The organism is Ferrimonas aestuarii (assembly GCF_005116665.1).
Lineage (GTDB): Bacteria > Pseudomonadota > Gammaproteobacteria > Enterobacterales > Shewanellaceae > Ferrimonas > Ferrimonas aestuarii.
In genome coordinates, this window is sequence record NZ_SWCJ01000004.1 from 205,006 (window position 1) to 221,656 (window position 16,651).

At 48.8% G+C, this 16,651-nt stretch carries 16 protein-coding genes; 7 read left to right on the forward strand and 9 right to left on the reverse strand.

The window, feature by feature from the left end; genetic code table 11:
• Window positions 1–27: 27 nt before the first annotated feature.
• Genes FCL42_RS07875 through FCL42_RS07885 form a run of 3 tightly spaced genes read right to left on the reverse strand, consistent with a single transcriptional unit; the run spans window position 28 to window position 2,724 of the window.
• Window positions 28–1,032, reverse strand: coding sequence for a serine/threonine protein kinase (locus tag FCL42_RS07875; RefSeq protein ID WP_136862853.1), 1,005 nt, complete (start codon window positions 1,030–1,032; stop codon window positions 28–30).
• The gene (locus FCL42_RS07880; protein WP_136862854.1) at window positions 1,016–1,345 is read right to left on the reverse strand and encodes a DUF3630 family protein; all 330 of its coding nucleotides are present in this window, start codon (window positions 1,343–1,345) and stop codon (window positions 1,016–1,018) included. The genes FCL42_RS07875 and FCL42_RS07880 overlap by 17 nt, the downstream gene beginning before the upstream one ends.
• Window positions 1,309–2,724: a protein adenylyltransferase SelO gene (locus tag FCL42_RS07885; RefSeq protein WP_229359809.1), complete on the reverse strand. Its 1,416-nt coding sequence runs from the start codon at window positions 2,722–2,724 to the stop codon at window positions 1,309–1,311. The genes FCL42_RS07880 and FCL42_RS07885 overlap by 37 nt, the downstream gene beginning before the upstream one ends.
• A gap of 41 nt (window positions 2,725–2,765) precedes the next feature.
• On the opposite strand from FCL42_RS07885, the gene FCL42_RS07890 reads away from it, so the two are divergent.
• The 4 genes from FCL42_RS07890 (at window position 2,766) to FCL42_RS07905 (ending at window position 7,153) form a co-directional block, all read left to right on the forward strand.
• Window positions 2,766–3,125, forward strand: coding sequence for a DsrE/DsrF/TusD sulfur relay family protein (locus FCL42_RS07890; protein WP_136862856.1), 360 nt, complete (start codon window positions 2,766–2,768; stop codon window positions 3,123–3,125).
• An 89-nt stretch (window positions 3,126–3,214) separates the two neighbouring features.
• Window positions 3,215–3,619, forward strand: a complete 405-nt coding sequence (locus tag FCL42_RS07895; RefSeq protein ID WP_136862857.1) for a nitrous oxide-stimulated promoter family protein — start codon at window positions 3,215–3,217, stop codon at window positions 3,617–3,619.
• 97 nt (window positions 3,620–3,716) lie between these two features.
• Complete coding sequence (locus FCL42_RS07900; protein ID WP_136862858.1) at window positions 3,717–5,762, forward strand: S9 family peptidase; 2,046 nt, start codon at window positions 3,717–3,719, stop codon at window positions 5,760–5,762.
• Between the two features lie 95 nt (window positions 5,763–5,857).
• Window positions 5,858–7,153: a hypothetical protein gene (locus tag FCL42_RS07905; RefSeq protein ID WP_136862859.1), complete on the forward strand. Its 1,296-nt coding sequence runs from the start codon at window positions 5,858–5,860 to the stop codon at window positions 7,151–7,153.
• 46 nt (window positions 7,154–7,199) lie between these two features.
• Here the strand turns inward: FCL42_RS07905 and FCL42_RS07910 are convergent, their stop codons facing one another.
• The gene (locus FCL42_RS07910) at window positions 7,200–8,234 is read right to left on the reverse strand and encodes a hypothetical protein (protein WP_136862860.1); all 1,035 of its coding nucleotides are present in this window, start codon (window positions 8,232–8,234) and stop codon (window positions 7,200–7,202) included.
• A gap of 194 nt (window positions 8,235–8,428) precedes the next feature.
• Here FCL42_RS07910 and FCL42_RS07915 point away from each other — a divergent pair, with 194 nt between their 5' ends.
• Window positions 8,429–9,010, forward strand: coding sequence for a hypothetical protein (locus FCL42_RS07915; protein WP_136862861.1), 582 nt, complete (start codon window positions 8,429–8,431; stop codon window positions 9,008–9,010).
• Between the two features lie 143 nt (window positions 9,011–9,153).
• On the opposite strand, the gene FCL42_RS07920 is transcribed toward FCL42_RS07915, so the two are convergent.
• The 5 genes from FCL42_RS07920 to FCL42_RS07940 form a co-directional block, all read right to left on the reverse strand.
• Window positions 9,154–10,278 carry a helix-turn-helix transcriptional regulator gene (locus tag FCL42_RS07920; protein ID WP_136862862.1) on the reverse strand — a complete coding sequence of 375 codons (1,125 nt, stop codon included), beginning with the start codon at window positions 10,276–10,278 and terminating at the stop codon, window positions 9,154–9,156.
• Between the two features lie 312 nt (window positions 10,279–10,590).
• Window positions 10,591–11,163 (reverse strand): hypothetical protein, encoded by a 573-nt coding sequence (locus FCL42_RS07925; RefSeq protein ID WP_136862863.1) that lies wholly within the window; start codon window positions 11,161–11,163, stop codon window positions 10,591–10,593.
• Between the two features lie 9 nt (window positions 11,164–11,172).
• Window positions 11,173–12,366 carry a S1 family peptidase gene (locus FCL42_RS07930; RefSeq protein ID WP_136862864.1) on the reverse strand — a complete coding sequence of 398 codons (1,194 nt, stop codon included), beginning with the start codon at window positions 12,364–12,366 and terminating at the stop codon, window positions 11,173–11,175.
• Between the two features lie 180 nt (window positions 12,367–12,546).
• Window positions 12,547–13,563, reverse strand: a complete 1,017-nt coding sequence (locus FCL42_RS07935; protein ID WP_136862865.1) for a helix-turn-helix domain-containing protein — start codon at window positions 13,561–13,563, stop codon at window positions 12,547–12,549.
• Between the two features lie 37 nt (window positions 13,564–13,600).
• A complete protein-coding gene (locus FCL42_RS07940; RefSeq protein WP_136862866.1) occupies window positions 13,601–15,202 on the reverse strand; it encodes an SLC13 family permease in 1,602 nt (533 codons plus the stop codon).
• Between the two features lie 320 nt (window positions 15,203–15,522).
• Here FCL42_RS07940 and FCL42_RS07945 point away from each other — a divergent pair, with 320 nt between their 5' ends.
• The gene (locus tag FCL42_RS07945; protein WP_136862867.1) at window positions 15,523–16,158 is read left to right on the forward strand and encodes a hypothetical protein; all 636 of its coding nucleotides are present in this window, start codon (window positions 15,523–15,525) and stop codon (window positions 16,156–16,158) included.
• Window positions 16,159–16,169: 11 nt separating this feature from the next.
• Window positions 16,170–16,640, forward strand: coding sequence for a CYTH domain-containing protein (locus FCL42_RS07950; RefSeq protein ID WP_136862868.1), 471 nt, complete (start codon window positions 16,170–16,172; stop codon window positions 16,638–16,640).
• The last annotated feature ends 11 nt before the right edge of the window (window positions 16,641–16,651 follow it).

Here is a 16,651-nt window from a genome sequence, read left to right on the forward strand (position 1 = left end):
AATGCGGCTAACTGTGCCACAGGGCAATTAATAATTTAACCCTTGATTCAAGGAAATGGGAGCTTCTTGCAGGGCCGACAACTGCTCTTTCAGTGCCAAGACCTGCTCTTCCCAAAAGCGATCGCTACCAAACCACGGAAAATTTCGCGGAAAGGCGGGATCGCACCAACGCAGCGTTAACCACGACAGGTAATGCACCATGCGCAATGCCCGAAGCGGTTCAATCAACTGCAGTTGAGAGTGGTCAAAATCGCAAAAAGTTTCATAACCTTCCAGCAAAATGTCCAATTGCAGCAGTTGCTGGCTACGGTCGCCCGCCAGCATCATCCACAGATCTTGAACGGCTACGCCGGTTCTCGCATCGTCTAAGTCCACAAACCCTGGGCCATCCGGCGTCCATAAGATGTTGCCTGGGTGCATGTCTCCATGCAGACGTTGGGTAGGCATTGACTGCCACGGTGCCTTTGCCACCTGATCCAGTACCTGCTCCAGCACGGTAAAAAATGCGGTCTCGATGTGCATCGGCAACTGCGCCTGCTGCTGCAATACCTGCTTAGGTTGCCAACCATGAGTATCCAGCGTCAGCTTAGGGCGGTGCTGGAACTGGCCACCTTTGGCCACTTGGTGCATGCGGCCGAGAAACTGGCCGACCTGCTCCAACTGATCCAGATTATCCACCTCAAACTCACGTCCCCCCACACTGTCCCACAGGGCGAAACGGTAACCTTGATGCTCAAACAGAGTTTCACCATCAATACGCTTGGGTGCTGCCACCGGTACTTCAGCGTCGGCCAATTCATGGGCAAACTGGTGCTCTTCGCGAATGCAGGCTTCACTCCAGCGCTGCGGTCGATAGAACTTCACCACATAACGGCGGCTGTCTTCAGCGCGAAACTGGTACACCCGGTTTTCATAACTGTTCAGCGGCAGTAAACCGGTTTCCGGGTAAACGCCCAGAGACTCCACCGCATCCAAAATGCAGTCGGGACTCAGGGAGTGAAAATCAAATTGGGGATCATTGGCCACAGTCATACCCCTTCCAAAGCTGGGCTAGGTAAGCAGCAACATCCGCATCCGCTGGGCTCTGAGCCTGAATCCACAAGCTGTCGCACAGGGATTCAAACTGCAGCAACAGCTCTGTGCCTTCAAACCTAAGCTGCCACTGGTGACGGTCTGCGCCCCATTGATGCTGGCCCAGCTGCGCATCCAGTGCCAATGCCAATTTGGGAACCACAGCCAACAATTGGTCGTCATCCAACGGGATCTGCCAACTTAGATGGCCAGTTTCCGCGTTCCAGTGGCCTTGGCCTAACTGGAGCAGCTCAGGGGCAAGTGTTGAGCCCATGATGGGGGTGCCTCGCTAAAATGAGGAAAATCAGGGTGGTCATCATAGGGATGGCAAAGGGCTTGGTGCAAGTGTTTCACCAAAGCCATGTCGCCTTTCTCTGCTGCTTCAATGGCCTGCTGAGCCAAATGGGTTCTTAACACCACATTGGGATTCTGATAACGGCGCTGCTGCTGCCACTCGGATAAGTTGCCAAAATTCAGTTGCTGCCGATACTGGCGCCACCAGCTCTGCCAATCCGGATCTTGACTCAAAAGCTGCGCCAGCGGGTTGTCCTCTTGCTCAGGGTCAAGATGAGCAAACTGCCGAAAACCTTGATGAAAATCGCTCTGCTGCCGGGTCATCATCTGAATCAGACCGGAGATCAGATCCAGCCGAGCCTGAGTGTCGTTGCTGGCCTCCAGCCCCAGACGACCGTTCATCCGCTCAAGATAACGATTGACTAAGGTGGTCTCATAGTGGGACAGAGCCTGTTGAATCAAGGCGTCATCAAAGTGCTCGGCAAACGCCAGCGCCAAACGCTGCAGGTTCCACCAACCAATCCCCGGTTGCTGGTCAAAAGCGTAACGGCCTTGCTCATCAGAGTGATTGGGGACATAACTCGGGTCGCAGCGATTGAGAAACGCGAATGGACCATAGTCAAAAGTCTCGCCCAATATCGACATGTTATCGCTGTTAAGCACCCCGTGAACAAACCCCGCCGCCTGCCAATCGGCAATGGTGGTTGCGGTGCGCTCCACCACGGCCATAAACCAAGCAGAAAATGGCGCATCCCCTTGGCAGTGACTGAAATCGCGATGAAGACTGTACTCAAACAACCGATCCCTCAAGGCCACACGATCCGAGTGTTTTAGGTATTCAAAATGGCCAAAGCGCAAATGACTGCGACTCACCCGCACCGTAATCGCCCCTCGCTCCACCTGCTCTCGATAAACCGGCGTCTGTGACCCCAATACCGCTAAAGCTCGCGAGCTATTGATGCCAAGATGATGCAATGCCTCACTGGCCAAAAACTCCCGCAGCGCGCTGCGGATCACCGCTCGACCATCACCACCACGGGAGAACGGCGTTGGGCCGCTGCCCTTAAGAAACAGCTCCATGCCTCCCAGCTCACCAATGTGGCAGCCTCGGCCATCTCCAAGCCTTGGGGTATAGCCACCAAACTGGTGACCGGAATAGACTTGAGCAGTGGCAGGAACCGGAAACGGCCCTTCACCATTAAGCTGAGACAGATAACGCTCTGGCTCGGCCTTAAGCCCAAGCTCTGTGGCCAACACCTCACTCCAGCCGATGAGAAATGGCCGCTCCAGTGGCACTGGAGTGACCTGCTCTGCAATCTCTGGCAGTGCTTGATTGATTCCCGGTCTTAGATCCAACACACTCATATCCTTGTCGTTTTAATTTCTATCGAGGAAATACCATGACCAAAATTTTGCTCGTTGCCCACGACAGTCCCTACGGCAGTGAAAAACTCTATAACGCCCTGCGGATCGCACTCGCCATGCAGGAGCACGCCGACCGTCCGGTTGAACAGCGAGTCTTTCTGATGTCCGATGCCGTGGTTGCCGCCTTAAATGGCCAGCAAACCCCAGATTTGAGCTACCACATCGGCCAGATGATCGAGCTGCTGCTGGCTCAAGGCGTTACGGTTTCCATCTGCAAAACCTGCGCAGAAGCCCGCGGCCTAACCGAGGACAAGCTGATCGAGGGCGTGGCCATCGGCAACCTCATCCAACTGAGCCAGTGGACACTGGACAGCGACAAAGTGCTGCACCTTTGATCCCAGTCGCAATTATGACCCGCTACAATAGATAGATTATCAATACCTGTTAAGGTAAAGCCATAGTTGAGTCATTTAGTGGGTTATTGATGAACAGCGACATCTTAGAGGGGCGCCTAGCCTCAGAGTACAAGACCTTCGGTCACATGATGCAGATCTACTGTAAAGGCCAATGTGGCCAAGTAGAGCGCAATGACCAAGGTCTGTGCAGCGACTGCCAAGAGCTTCTCGATTACGCCGAGAAAAAACTCGATCGCTGCCCCTATGGCGACACCAAACCCACCTGTGGCAACTGCCCCATTCATTGCTATAAACCAGCCGAGCGCGAAAAAGCTCGCCACTGTATGCGTTATGCCGGGCCGCGCATGATTCTGCGCCACCCCATTGAAGCGATCCAACACCTTATCGACAACCGTCGCCCTGTACCGGAAAAACCACCGATGCGCAGTGCCCGTCGCCAACGTCAAAAAAGCGCACCGTCGAAGGGAGAATGATATCCGACCACTGTGATGCCAAAGTACGCGTTCTATCGCTACTCTAACTTTCAAGTTTTGGTTAAGATAAAGTCGCAATCACAGCAAGGATATACTAATGAAATTAGGAACTCTGGCTGCCAGCATGGCGGCCATTTTTGCGTGCAGCCCCCTTGCTGCCGCAGAGCGAACTCACGACATCACTCTGGACGACTTCTTCAGCATCGATCACATGAGTCAGGTGCAGTTATCGGCGGATGGAACCACCGCCGTTTGGCGTCAAGGCTACTGGGACAAAGCCAGTGATAAAAACTTAAAAGACCTGTGGAGTATTGAACTTGGCAGTGGTACCCCAACACGCCTGACCTTTACCCCTGAAAACGAATCCTCTCCTCGCATCAGTGCCGATGGCCAATACCTGTTTTTCCTCAAAGCGGAGAAACGCGGCGATGCCAAAGTGCCGCCATACAATGGCAAGTCTCAGATCTTCCGCATGCCTCTGGCCGGCGGCGAAGCCGTACCAGTGACCCGTGAAGTGGAAGGGGTTAAGTCGTTTGAGCTAGGCAACAAGCAGCTGTGGTTTGCGGGCAACCGTCAACATACTGAACAGGATGCCTTTACCAAGCACCGTAGCGCTAACGCAGGCCCGAACTACGGCCATGGCAAAGTGAAGGTCAATCCGATCTACAAACTGGATCTCAACAGCTTCCGCAAAGAGCTGGTGATTGACGATGACAAAGTGGTGTGGGGCTTTGATGTCAGCCCAGATGGCAAGCGTCTTGCCCGTATCACCACCACCGACAACGAGCTGATCTTCTACGAAGGCTGGTCACACGTAGAAGTACTGGATATCGCCTCAGGCAATAACCAAGTACTGCAAGACGATGCCTGGCGCAAACAAGCACCTTCCCCCTATGGCTGGATTATGGATCCCTTATGGAGCCCAGACGGCGACTCACTAACCTGGCGCGTCGATTATGACGGCCACCCTGGTCAGCTGTTGGTGGCGCACTTTGACGATCAGAACAAAGTCGATTGGCAGCTGGATCTGGTTCGCCAAGGGGACGATACCCTCAATGGTAGCGACAGCCACTGGCGCAGCAACAACGAACTTTGCTACCGCGTTGCCAACCACGGCTCGGTGCTATTACGCTGTACCGAAATTGATGACGGCAACCAAGGGGACACCCAAACCCTAACAAAAGGCGATTACGTGGTCGGCAGTTACGACTTCGGAGCCAAAGGGGAAAAAGTGGTATTCAGCCATAATGGCCTGAAGCACTTCTACGACCTGTATCAAGCCAAAGTCGGCAAGACGCCGACTCGGGTCACCAACATCAACCCACAAACCGACAATTGGAAACTGCCACAGATCAGCCGTTATCAATGGACCGCAGCCGATGGCAGCACCGTTGAAGGCATGCTGGAACTGCCTCCAGGCTACAAGAAATCCGATGGTCCACTGCCACTGGTGGTTCAGATCCACGGCGGCCCAACCGCGGCAACGCCATATGCTCTGCAGCACCGCTCCTATGGTCGCAGCACCTTTGCAGCCAAAGGCTGGGCGTTACTGTCACCAAACTACCGCGGCTCTACCGGATATGGGGATAAGTTCTTGGTGGAACTGGTGGGTCACGAGCATGACATCGAAGTCAAAGACATCGAAGCTGGCGTAGACGCCCTGATCAAAGAGGGCATTGCCGATGCCGACAAACTGGCCGTAATGGGCTGGAGTAACGGCGGTTACCTGACCAACGCCCTGATCAGCACCAATACCCGTTATAAAGCGGCCAGTTCCGGTGCCGGTGTGTTCGATCAGCGTCTGCAATGGCTACTCGAAGACACCCCTGGCCACGTTCTGAACTACATGGAAGGCTTCCCTTGGGAGAAGCCTGAAGCCTATACCCATGGTTCAAGCCTGACTCACGCCGCAAACATCACCACCCCAACGGTGATCCACATGGGTGAATTTGATGAGCGAGTCCCAGCGCCCCACGCCAAAGGGCTATACCGCACCTTAAAGCACTACCTCAATGTGCCTGCAGAACTGGTGATCTACCCAGGTGAAGGCCATGGCCTTGGCAAGTACTCCCACCGTAAGATCAAGATGGGTTGGGATCTGGCTTGGTTCGAGCACTATGTTCTGGGTAAGGAAGTTCAGTAAATAGACAATTTACTAAGTTAAATTAGCTAGTTATCATGAAGCCCTCTGCCTCGCAGAGGGCTTTTTTATGGGAGACAGTCATTAAAGGAAGAGTGATGTTAACGAGCTCCATCGGTACCATTTCATATCACAAAATCGACCGGCCCCCTCAGGCCACCAACCTATCTGAGTTTCTCAAAGAGCTCGCCCGGCTCATGGACGTGAATCAATCGCAGCTAAGTTACCTGTTTGAAACGTTGGATAAAAATATCGTCATTAGCGAGCATCGATTGAAAAAGTGGCTGCATTCAAGCGAGGCACCCATTCCTCAAAAAGGCGCTCGAGCTGCCATTCATAAATTGATTACAGAGGTGTGTGTCAGCGATGCCATCAGAGACGCTTGGTTAACCCGATTCCAAGATATTATCGGTGCAGAATTAAAGCGCCGAGACGAAAAAAAGACCGCCAAAAATCAAGTTAACCAAGCGGCCCCTTCTCAACACCACCTAACTGACACCACAACCTCAAACCCTCGCCCCGCCGATGACCGTTCAGACACAACACCAGAGGCCGACGCTACAGAAACACCCAAAAATCGGCGGCAACCTATTTTGATTCTGGCCGCAGTGGCTCTGGGTATCATCTATTGGGTATTTGCCATTTCCCAACCAAAGCCCGTTGACCAAATCACGACCACCGAATCCACACCTCCGCTTCCGAATCCTAACCAGGTTGAGCACACAGACAACGCGATTCAAGCGAGGGCAGACGACCTCTCTGAGCCTATGCCTAAAGCCAAGCCTGCAATTCAGGCTAAGCCGAGTATGGTGACGACAATCCCGGATTCAAATCAACACAAGCAGCCCCAACCAAACCTGTTGATGGATGCCTACATCATTGGCGATCTCTATAAACAACTGCCAAAAACACCAAGCGGCTACCAGATCCTTTCTCGCGTTCACTCTGGCAGCGCTCCCTTTACCTTTGCTGATCACTTAGTGGATGACACCCTGTTTGACGTTGCCGCGGATAAAGATGTCGGGCTGCATTACCATGGTCAATTGAACTTAGATGAAGCGGGGACACATCTATTTTCTCTAAGATACCAATCTGGTCGCCACGCCGTTAACCAGCTGCTGAAAAAGTGCCGTATCGTGCTGAATATCAATAATGAACAGCTCATCGATGGTTTCGTCCCTATTGGACTTGAGCAGACAAAAGCAGCCGAAGCTCAAGTGAATCTAAAGCAAGGAGCTAACGATTTTAACCTCTGGTTTGCCTGCCAAAACCTCAGAAGCTTTAACCCCAGCCAAGACTACCGAACCTACAAAGACACCACCCTTAGCATTAGCCATCGACAACCTAGCGATAGCAAGATCACTTTGCTTAGTTTCGACCGTTTTTCCCATTGAAATCAGGCTCTGTTTATTAGGGTAAACAGAGCCTGGCGTCCCCAGTTTAGATTAACCGTTGAAATGGAGTTCTATCAGCCATCTTAGTCTCCCACTGACGTTGGCAAGCGCAATCAGGTAATAACTCATCTCGAACAATACCAGTGTGTCGATAACGCTCAATGGCATCCAAATAGGGCTGATCGCAAATAGAGCAATTTGATGGCCCAGCAATGGGTGGAGGGGTATCACTGAAGCCACCGACAAACAACGGCCAGCCTCGAAGCTTGCCTTGCTCCATTATTTTCCAGATGGTTGACAACCACGGCGGACGAAATTCACCACAATGATATTGGGCTTCCAAAGCCGTTCCCTGCTGGACAAAAGCACAAGAGAGAGCAATTTCATCAACGCCCAAATCAATCAGATACTCAATACTATTAATGGCTTCATCATAGGCCTGCCTCTCCGTTAGCCCTGGGGCTTTTAAAAAAACATAGACCGACGATTTAATTCCCAGACCCTGCATCATCTTAATCTTGCGTTCGAAGTAGGAACGATCAATACCCTTCTTTAGAAGCCTATTTCGGATGATGTCATTGCGACTCTCAAAGCCAATCCCAACGAGTAGCTTCTTATCTCCAATTAACTCGATAGCTTCTTCTAATTTCGCTTGCGATATATATCTTGGATAGGCTTCAACCAACAGTTCATCAATATTTTCATGCTTAGAAACGTATTGATAAACGTAACGTTGGAAATCACTAGGAAGTTCAGAGTTTGGAAAAAAACTACCGCCATTAAAGATCGCAATCCGGTCAACTTCTGAGTTGTCAGATGTCAGCGAATCGAACATTGTCTTATAAAAGGCAGAATCTAATCGCCAAGATTCAAAGTATGATTCAAACCCTGCTCCTTTATTAACTTCACGAGTTAATCCCGGGAATGCACAAAAGGTACAAGCATCGCCTGATTTAACTCGATAATAGGTACAGCCCCCTCCCGGTAGCAATACCGTTTGCTGTATGAAAGTGCGGCCATTCACTGGATTGGCAACAACTTGCCGCTGCTGATCACAAGCGTATCCATCAATCTCTAACATATCGTTTTCCTCTGGTTAGTTAGGTCTAAAAACCGTAACCAGCGGTCCGTGGGAAAATCGCCCTACTCCAAGGGGAACACGATGAGAATTCCCAACTAAAATGGCAATTCCTACTTGAGTACCCTTGCAGTACTTCGACTTTCCTCTCCACAAGCGGCGATGGTGGTAGCCGAGTTAACCACAGGAGAACAACCATGCATGTACGTCAAGTTACCGAACAAGACCTTAAAGCCATCGAACGTTTAGAGATTTCGGTTTGGGGTGATGAAGCCGCCAACATCGATCTGATCTACTCTCGATTTGAAATATTTCCTGAAGGGAGTTTGGTTGTTGAAGACAAAGGGGAGATTGTTGGCTATTCGGCTATACAGCGAGTCAAGCGAATCTGCAGTGATGATTGGTTTGAACAAACGGATAACGGCTACATCAAACATTCGCACGACGATCAAGGACACATCATCTATGGCATCGGGATGTCAGGCACCAAACACGGCGTTTCCGAACTATTAATTAATTACGTTTACGACACCTTTATTGCTTCAGGGATGTGTTATCTCATCGCCCTTGGGAGCCGCCTCCCCGGATTTAAAGAGTGGTCAAAACGAACGAATAAAGGAATTAAAGACTATATAAAAACTCGAAAAGTCGATGGCCTATCAATCGACCCGGAGTTACGACTTTATCAAAAACATGGCTTTGAAGTACTATTTGAAATCCCTGATTATTTTCCTTGTCAGGATAGCAATAACTATGGAGCCATGATCATAAAGAAGTAAAGATTCAATAAGTCCAAAAACTAAACAGGCGCTAGTTTCTAGCCGTGCTAGCGCCTGAATAATGCCTTGGTTAAGTGAACCTCTCTTCCATCACATAAATCAAACAGTGTTACTCGCAAAGCCAGATTAATGTGGTTATTTTCCTAAAGATTATTTTCCAAGAAAAGCTTATGACTGGCATAAATTTCTGAGCGGTCTTGAATGTCCAACTTGTGTTTTACATTACCCCAATGAGCATGAGCCGTACTTTTCGCAATGCCATATTGATTCATGAAATCCACCACGCGGCCGCCATCAGCCAATACTTCAACCAACTGTCGCTCACGACTGGTTAAGCCAGGAGTTTCCCAAATGGGCTTGGTTGTTGGCCGAACTTGAGCACTCTCAACGGTCAATAATCGCAGTGCGGTATCCAAGCCAATCAAATCCTCTCCTTTACCCAGCAAGGTACAAGAAAAGCTCAGCCCGTCGATATCAAAATTCTCTTCTGGCGGGTTATCGATCTGATATTGGGCATTGCTAATATCACAAATCCTTCGACGCAGTTGCGCCCTGCCGAGCTTATCTTTGATAAACAGCAGCTCATCCTTAATTTTTAAACCGTCACCATCGGTCACCAGTTGCCTGGCTTTATCGTTCAAAGCTCGCACCTTAGTATGCCGATCCACCAAGAATGCCGCAGAATTTTGCTGCTCTAAAAAGTAATAAAACCCATCCGGAGAGCTCTTCGATAACCTGAAGGTATGCCCTAACTCCCAATACTGCCTTAAAATTTTCTGATATTGATTCAAGAAGTTAATGCATGCGGTTTTAACTTGAGAATCATCTGCATCAAAGTAGAGGTTGATGGAAACCCAATACTTGGAAGACTCAAAAAGCTCAAACACCACCGTATCGCTGATCTGCTGTGAATCTAGCCAGGGCCAAAATGCACTTTGCTTTAGCTTGGAGACTTCATAGTAGGAGGACAATGCATAAGGTCTAACGGGATGATGAACGTTCTCAATGGCGGTCCAGGGGTCACTTTGATAATAGTGATCAATGTACTCAAAGGTTTTTTCGGCAGAGAAGCCATAAAGCAGAGGGCTATCGAGCTCAAGATAGATACTTTGGGTTATATAAAGCTCAGCGGTTGCTTTGTCCCTGAGCATGATAATCCCTTTGCTGGCTCCGGTAAGCTGAGTGATCTCTTTAAGTACCGTTTTCCATAAGCTGATGTCCGATATCGTCTTGTATAACAGCTCAATCAATTTTTGACTAAGGTCCATACTTCATCCTTAATTCGAAAACGTTATCCTAGGTCCCTATTACGCTGGATAACTCGCTCACTACTTAACCAAGTAACTAAAATTACTGCAAAAAAAACATATTCTCAATCGGTTAATAAACAACATAGATAGAAAACTATCTATGCCTCAATAATTGAAAACTCCTCTATCTAACACAGCCACAATCTGTATTAACAACCATAGAGTCCCCAGCCATATCGATTCTCAACCAAGCTTTAAAAAGAGCTTAAAGGTACAGCCTAGATCAAAAAACGGCTCCGCTAGGAGCCATCATCATGCAGTAAAACAGCATTAGGATTCGCCGAAATACTCTCTGTATTCCGCAAAAGTCGCCTGAGCCTCATCATCTTCAATGAGGTCATTCAAGAAATGAGGCACGGTTTTTTCGATGAATAACTGTTCTGACGGCTTGCTGTCTCGTCCATCGGCAACGCCGCCGTTACTCCACATGCTTCCCACCTCGGTGCTCTCGATAATGTATTCGTAATTCGAGATCTCTTTGCCTTGAAGAAATACCTGATACACCACCTTGAACTCAGTGTTAGATACCACAGGAATGATGCCCAGAGTCGTTGCCGCTAGCAACCCACTGGAAAGGTTCGCCCCATCGCGCTTGGTGCGAACGGCCTTCAAAACGCGAATGCCGATAGGCAGACCGATAGAGTCCTTGTCCAACTTTTCAAATGCTTGAAATGACTCAAAGGTCGATTTCAGCTCTTGGTCTTCAATATTGGTTACAAATAGAACCGGAGGGTATTTATCCCCCTGATGCTGATACTCCAGCTTATTGATATCCAGTTCGGTATCCGCAATTGCCACACCACTAAACAGTAGGCCGATACTCAATGTCGTTAAAAATTTCATAATCAAACCTTACTGATAGCAGAGCACTTGGTTGGTGTATTTCAATGCTTGTTGAGAAGCCACCTCAAAATTGACGTCATCATTGGACATCACATATCCAACCTTGTTTTTATCAAGAAACTTCTTGAACAGCTGATGCTCCACGCCAAAGTTGACGTTTTGAGCTGTCGTCCCCGCCTTCTCAAGCATCATAGATTGATTCAAAGAGCTGGATACAATCCCCACTAAATGCCCCTGATAATCGACAACGGCTCCGCCACTGTTACCTGGCTGAATTGGCGCCGTAAACTGGAACTGTCCCTTCGCTCCCTTCAGACCGCCATAAGAGCTAACGTTACCCACAGTTAGCGACGGATAGTCGGATAAAATCCCCGAAAGTGGAAAGCCAGTCACAAACACCGGTTTACCTAGGTTTGGCTTATAGCTTTCGGTGATGTTGGCGTGATCGGTATTGGGAATGTCTGAAGAGATCACTGCCAGATCCAGCAAGTTACTTTTCTCTTTTAGCGTTGCCGCATACGTCTTGCCCTCATAGGCAATTTCTATCGCCAGACACTCATCCACTACGTGGGCAGCAGTCGCGACCGATCCCTGCTTATCAATAAAGAACCCTGTCCCCGATGAGTTCGGCTTGCTCTGATTAATTAAGGATTTAAGGTCAACGATTGGCTGTTTATCACCTTTAAATGCGGCAATACTTGCCGTTAGTTTGTCGGCGCCTTGCTGATTAACGAAATCAATTAATGACTCCTTCATTACTTTAGCCAACGCATTATAAACGGCATCGAAATCTAAATAGCCACCGCTGGAACCTTTCTTAGTTTCCTGAGAGAAAACAACATTACCCTGTCTATCAACAACTTCTAAATTAACAACAGAGTTATAACCGCCCCAAACGGTGTCCCAGCGGCTATTTGACTTCACTCTTAATAAATAATTGAAGTCACTTTCTGCATTAAGCATCTCTGCGTGACTAAACATATCAGAAGCCACTAATAATGAAGCTTCTTCCAACTTTCCGAAAAAGTTAATACCCGTTTCTGGCTTAGTCTTATCAACATAGATAGCCACAGGATAATCAACGGGTAGTTCAATGTTCTTTTTAAGAACTTTTTTAGTTTTAATCGCGCTTGCCGTCTCTACCGGTGTTGCTTCACACCCGACGAGCAGCGCCAGCAAAGCAACTACAGCTAATCGCTTCATAAGTGACCCTTAACGTTTTTAGTATCATACTGAACATTGTTTACGAGGTGGCAACCCCGACGTAACATGCGGATACTAGCACGATAATAAAGCCAGTGCTGAAAATAAGTCTCTTGAGATCATAAAGTTAAAAAAAAGGCCTCCTACAGAGGCCTTTTTTTAATCCCGCGCAATCAGCAATTAATCACGCTTAGGAATCAGGTGCTGACTGATTTCCAGAGTTTCCAGTGGCGTTTTCCCTAGGGTATAACGGCCGGCAATCGCAAACTGCTGGTTGTATTTCGCCATCCACTCCTGCAGTCGCTGCTGAATTTCCCCAACATCATCAAAGCGCTTAGTCTTAAACAGCGGTTCATAGAACTCATTCCAAACTAAGGTCTGAAAACGAGCACCAATGCCGTTTACCACAGGGCCGTTATAGGCGCGCATGTGGATATGGTTACAACCAAGGTAAGCCACCGCCCCCTGGAACGCCTTACTCTTGCTGCCGAAGAACTCAGCCCCTTTATCGGTCAGTAAGTTATCCATTGGTAGGCCACGTTCTTTATACCAAGGCGCCACATGTTCTAATAAAAATTGCCCTGCGTGCTCCGAGTCATTGCTGGTGGTAACCCAAGCATGAGCTACTTGACTGTAGGCATCAATAAAGGAGTGTTGGTACAAACGACCGACTTCAGCCACGTCGCCCAAACTGAACGTATCCTGCACCACCACGTCACCGGGATAGCGGCATTCCAGCCCCATCTGATCCTGCTTGATCTCATGTAGATGCGCCCCTTGATCATCCACCCCCTGTTGGCGCTGCTTCATGGCACTCTTCAAAGCCAGCAGTCGATTCTGTTTGGTTTCAAGGTTATGGCGAACCCAGATGGCTCGAACGCCAGAAGGGGAGATGGTGCAGCCACGTGCGGTCAATAGCTCCGCCGCTCGTGCTTGACCATAGTTAGGATAATCTAGAGCAATCTCGATCACTTGTGCCTCCACTTCGGGAGGCACACGATTCTTAATTGCGGGTTTACGGCGAGACAGGTTTCTCAGCCCCTGCTCGCCGGCACTCTCATACTGTTTTTTAAACCGGTAATAACTGTCGCGGCTGTAACCCATGATGTCACAAGCTCGACTGATGCTGCCTAATTCTTTGGCCAACTGCAGCAAAGCTAGCTTGCTGCGAATGTCACCATTGCTTCGATTATTCACGCCTTTGCCACAACATAGAACAAAAAGATATGTCAGATTACCAGAAAACTCCGTTAGGTGTGTAGCCCAACCACTTGAACCAGGTTTCTCCCAGCAAAACACTGGTGATCCAGCCAATCATCAGCATAGAAAACCCGAATTTAAAAGTATCAGAGAGAGAATAATGGTCAGTTGAGTACAACAATAACGACGGCTTGCTATTAAATGGCAGCACGTACACGTGCTCAATCAACAGCGCCACCGGCAGTGCCAAACTCATCACTGGGTAACCAAAACGCTGAGCGACGCCAATGGCGATGGGAACAAACAGCATGGTTCGCATGGTTTTAGATTGAAACACCAAAGAGCTCAATAACATACATCCCGTTAGCGCCACATAAAACACCCAGAATGGCGTACTGGTATCCAAACCGAAGTACTCCAGACCCGCATTCACCACGAGGTTAGGCAGATCCGTTTGTTTAAAGCCAGCTCCTAGGGTGTAGGCACCGGCTGAGAACATCAACAAGTGCCATGGGATATCAACCTGGTTCCAGTTCACCACCCCAATGCGTGGCGACAACGCCACAATGGCGCCAATAAAGGCCACCGCAGTTGCACTGACACCGTGATAACGGTCGGTAGCCCAAAATGCCAAAATGGTCACGAAGATCAGGATGGAGCGAATTTCCAAACTGCTGATCTTGCCCATGGATTTCAGCTCTTCCTGCAAGCGCTCCATACCGCCTTCAATCTGAGGAAGGCGCTCTTCTGGAGCCAATGGGAAGAAAACGCGTGTCGCCAACAGCCAACCAATAATGATCATGCACACCACAATCGGCAACGCTACGATCATCCAGTCAGCAAAGAAGAAGCTGCCGCCGATGGCACCAGCAATCAAGCTCGCCGCCAACAAGTTGGCGCCGGAGCCAGTCACGAAAGCACCAGCACAAAGGTTAATCTGCAGCAGGTTCTGCAATACTAAGTTACGACCAAAGTTATTCTTATTTTCACCACCTCTGGCACCGTAGACAGCCGCAATCACCATAAAGATGGGCATCAAAATGGCCGCTTTGGCCGTGGTTGCCGAGATGAAGGCCGACAACACTAAGTTGATCACCATGAAGCTATAAAAGATTGGCGTGGCACTGGTACCAAATCGACAGATAAACCACAGGGCAAATCGCTTTGCCGCGCCGCTGCTCACCAACATGGAAGCCAGAATGAATGACAAAATGTTGAGCCACATGATGGGGTGACCTAACTGTGCATAGGCCACTTTCTCAGGCAGTACACCGGTCAACACCATCATAATAATAACGATTAAGGAGGTGAGGTAGTTGGGAATGGCTTCTGTAATCCACAGAATCACCGCACAACAGAAGATAGCCAGCATTGCCACTCCATGGGCACTGAACTGACCGGCACCCACTTCATTGAAATGTACTAACGCCTTTTTGCTTAGGATACTGGAATCGATGTTCTGCAGAAATGCAGGGGCTTCACCCATCATCAGCAATGCAAATACCGCGATTGCGATGAAGATACCGCTTTTCTCCAACCACTGCTCAAAGGTTGATTTCACCCGAACAGGAAGATGCTCCATTCGATATTGACTCATATCGAGAGGATCATCACGTACCACTTTTTCGCTATTCATTGTGTCTTGCCTAGTCCTTGTTTGCATGGGCTATAAGCTACCGATTTCGATTCTAAAAAACCTAGATCCAGATCATCAATTAGCCCAAGAGATGACAACCAGATCATATCATTACCAACTGAAAAACGACAACAATCAATACAAAAATCCTTTCAAATCAAATATTTAAATTAACCAAAAACCAAAAACCAACAAGCAACATGTAAGATCAATTTGAAACTAATTGTAATAAAGGTGATCACGATCACGCCTTTTTAAGCTCAACCTCTCTAGCATAAATGGCGAATCATTAATCGTTTGATACTGAAAAGGATTGCCCCATGGCTGAACTAAAAATTGGTGAGATCTCCAAACCTCGTTTCGAATTCCGTACCTTTGGTCAGAACTTCGAAGCCGCTGCTGAGCGTATGGCTCGTCTGTCTCTGCCGGTACCAGAGAAGGTGTGGTGTCGTCACAGCGACGAGATCTACATCATGTCTCGCACCAACGATTTGAATAACACCAAAATTCGCGACGGCAAGATGGACGTTAAAACCTACGTTCAAACCGTTGATGGTCTAGAGCAATGGGATCCAAAACTGAAAGCCGAATTCCCAGTATCTAAGCAACAACTGGTTGACGAGATCTTCCCTGCATTCATGGTTGAGATGCCTGAACTGACCGAAGAGAGCTACGACTACCAAGCATTCTTGGCAATCATCGAAGCTCACCCAGATCTGCAGGCGGTACGCATCCATAAAGAGCGCTACGGCTACATGGTGAACGACACCATCTGTGAAGTGGCCAAAGTACTGGTTAACGGTGCTCAGATCGTTTCCATCAACTCTGAGTCCACCGAAGTGGAAGACATCAAGAAAACCCTGTCTGATGTTGGTCTAGAAAACATTGAAAACATCAACTATCTGCAGGCGATCAAGCGCGTTATCGGCATGATCAACAAGCCTCTGGCTAACTAAGGGAACGCACCATGAGCTTAGAAATCGAACGTAAATATTTGGTTAAAGACGACAGCTTCAAAGCCGCCAGCCATAAGCAAACTCGCATTGTGCAGGGTTACCTAAACTCCACGCCTGAGCGCACCGTTCGCGTTCGCATCAAGGGTGAAAAGGGCATTCTGACCATCAAAGGTATTGGCAACGAATCAGGTGCTTCTCGCTACGAGTGGGAAAAAGAGATCGCTCTAGAAGACGCTCAAGCACTGCTGAAGATCTGTGAGCCAGGCGTTATCGACAAGACTCGCTACCTCGTTGCTCATGAAGGTCACACCTTTGAAGTAGACGAATTCTACGGTGAGAACCAAGGCTTGACCGTAGCCGAAGTAGAACTGGAATCTGAAGATCAGCAGGTTAACCGCCCAGAGTGGTTAGGCGAGGAAGTAACTGGCGACGTACGCTACTACAACTCCATGCTGATGAAGACCCCATTTACTCGCTGGTAAGGCTGATATAA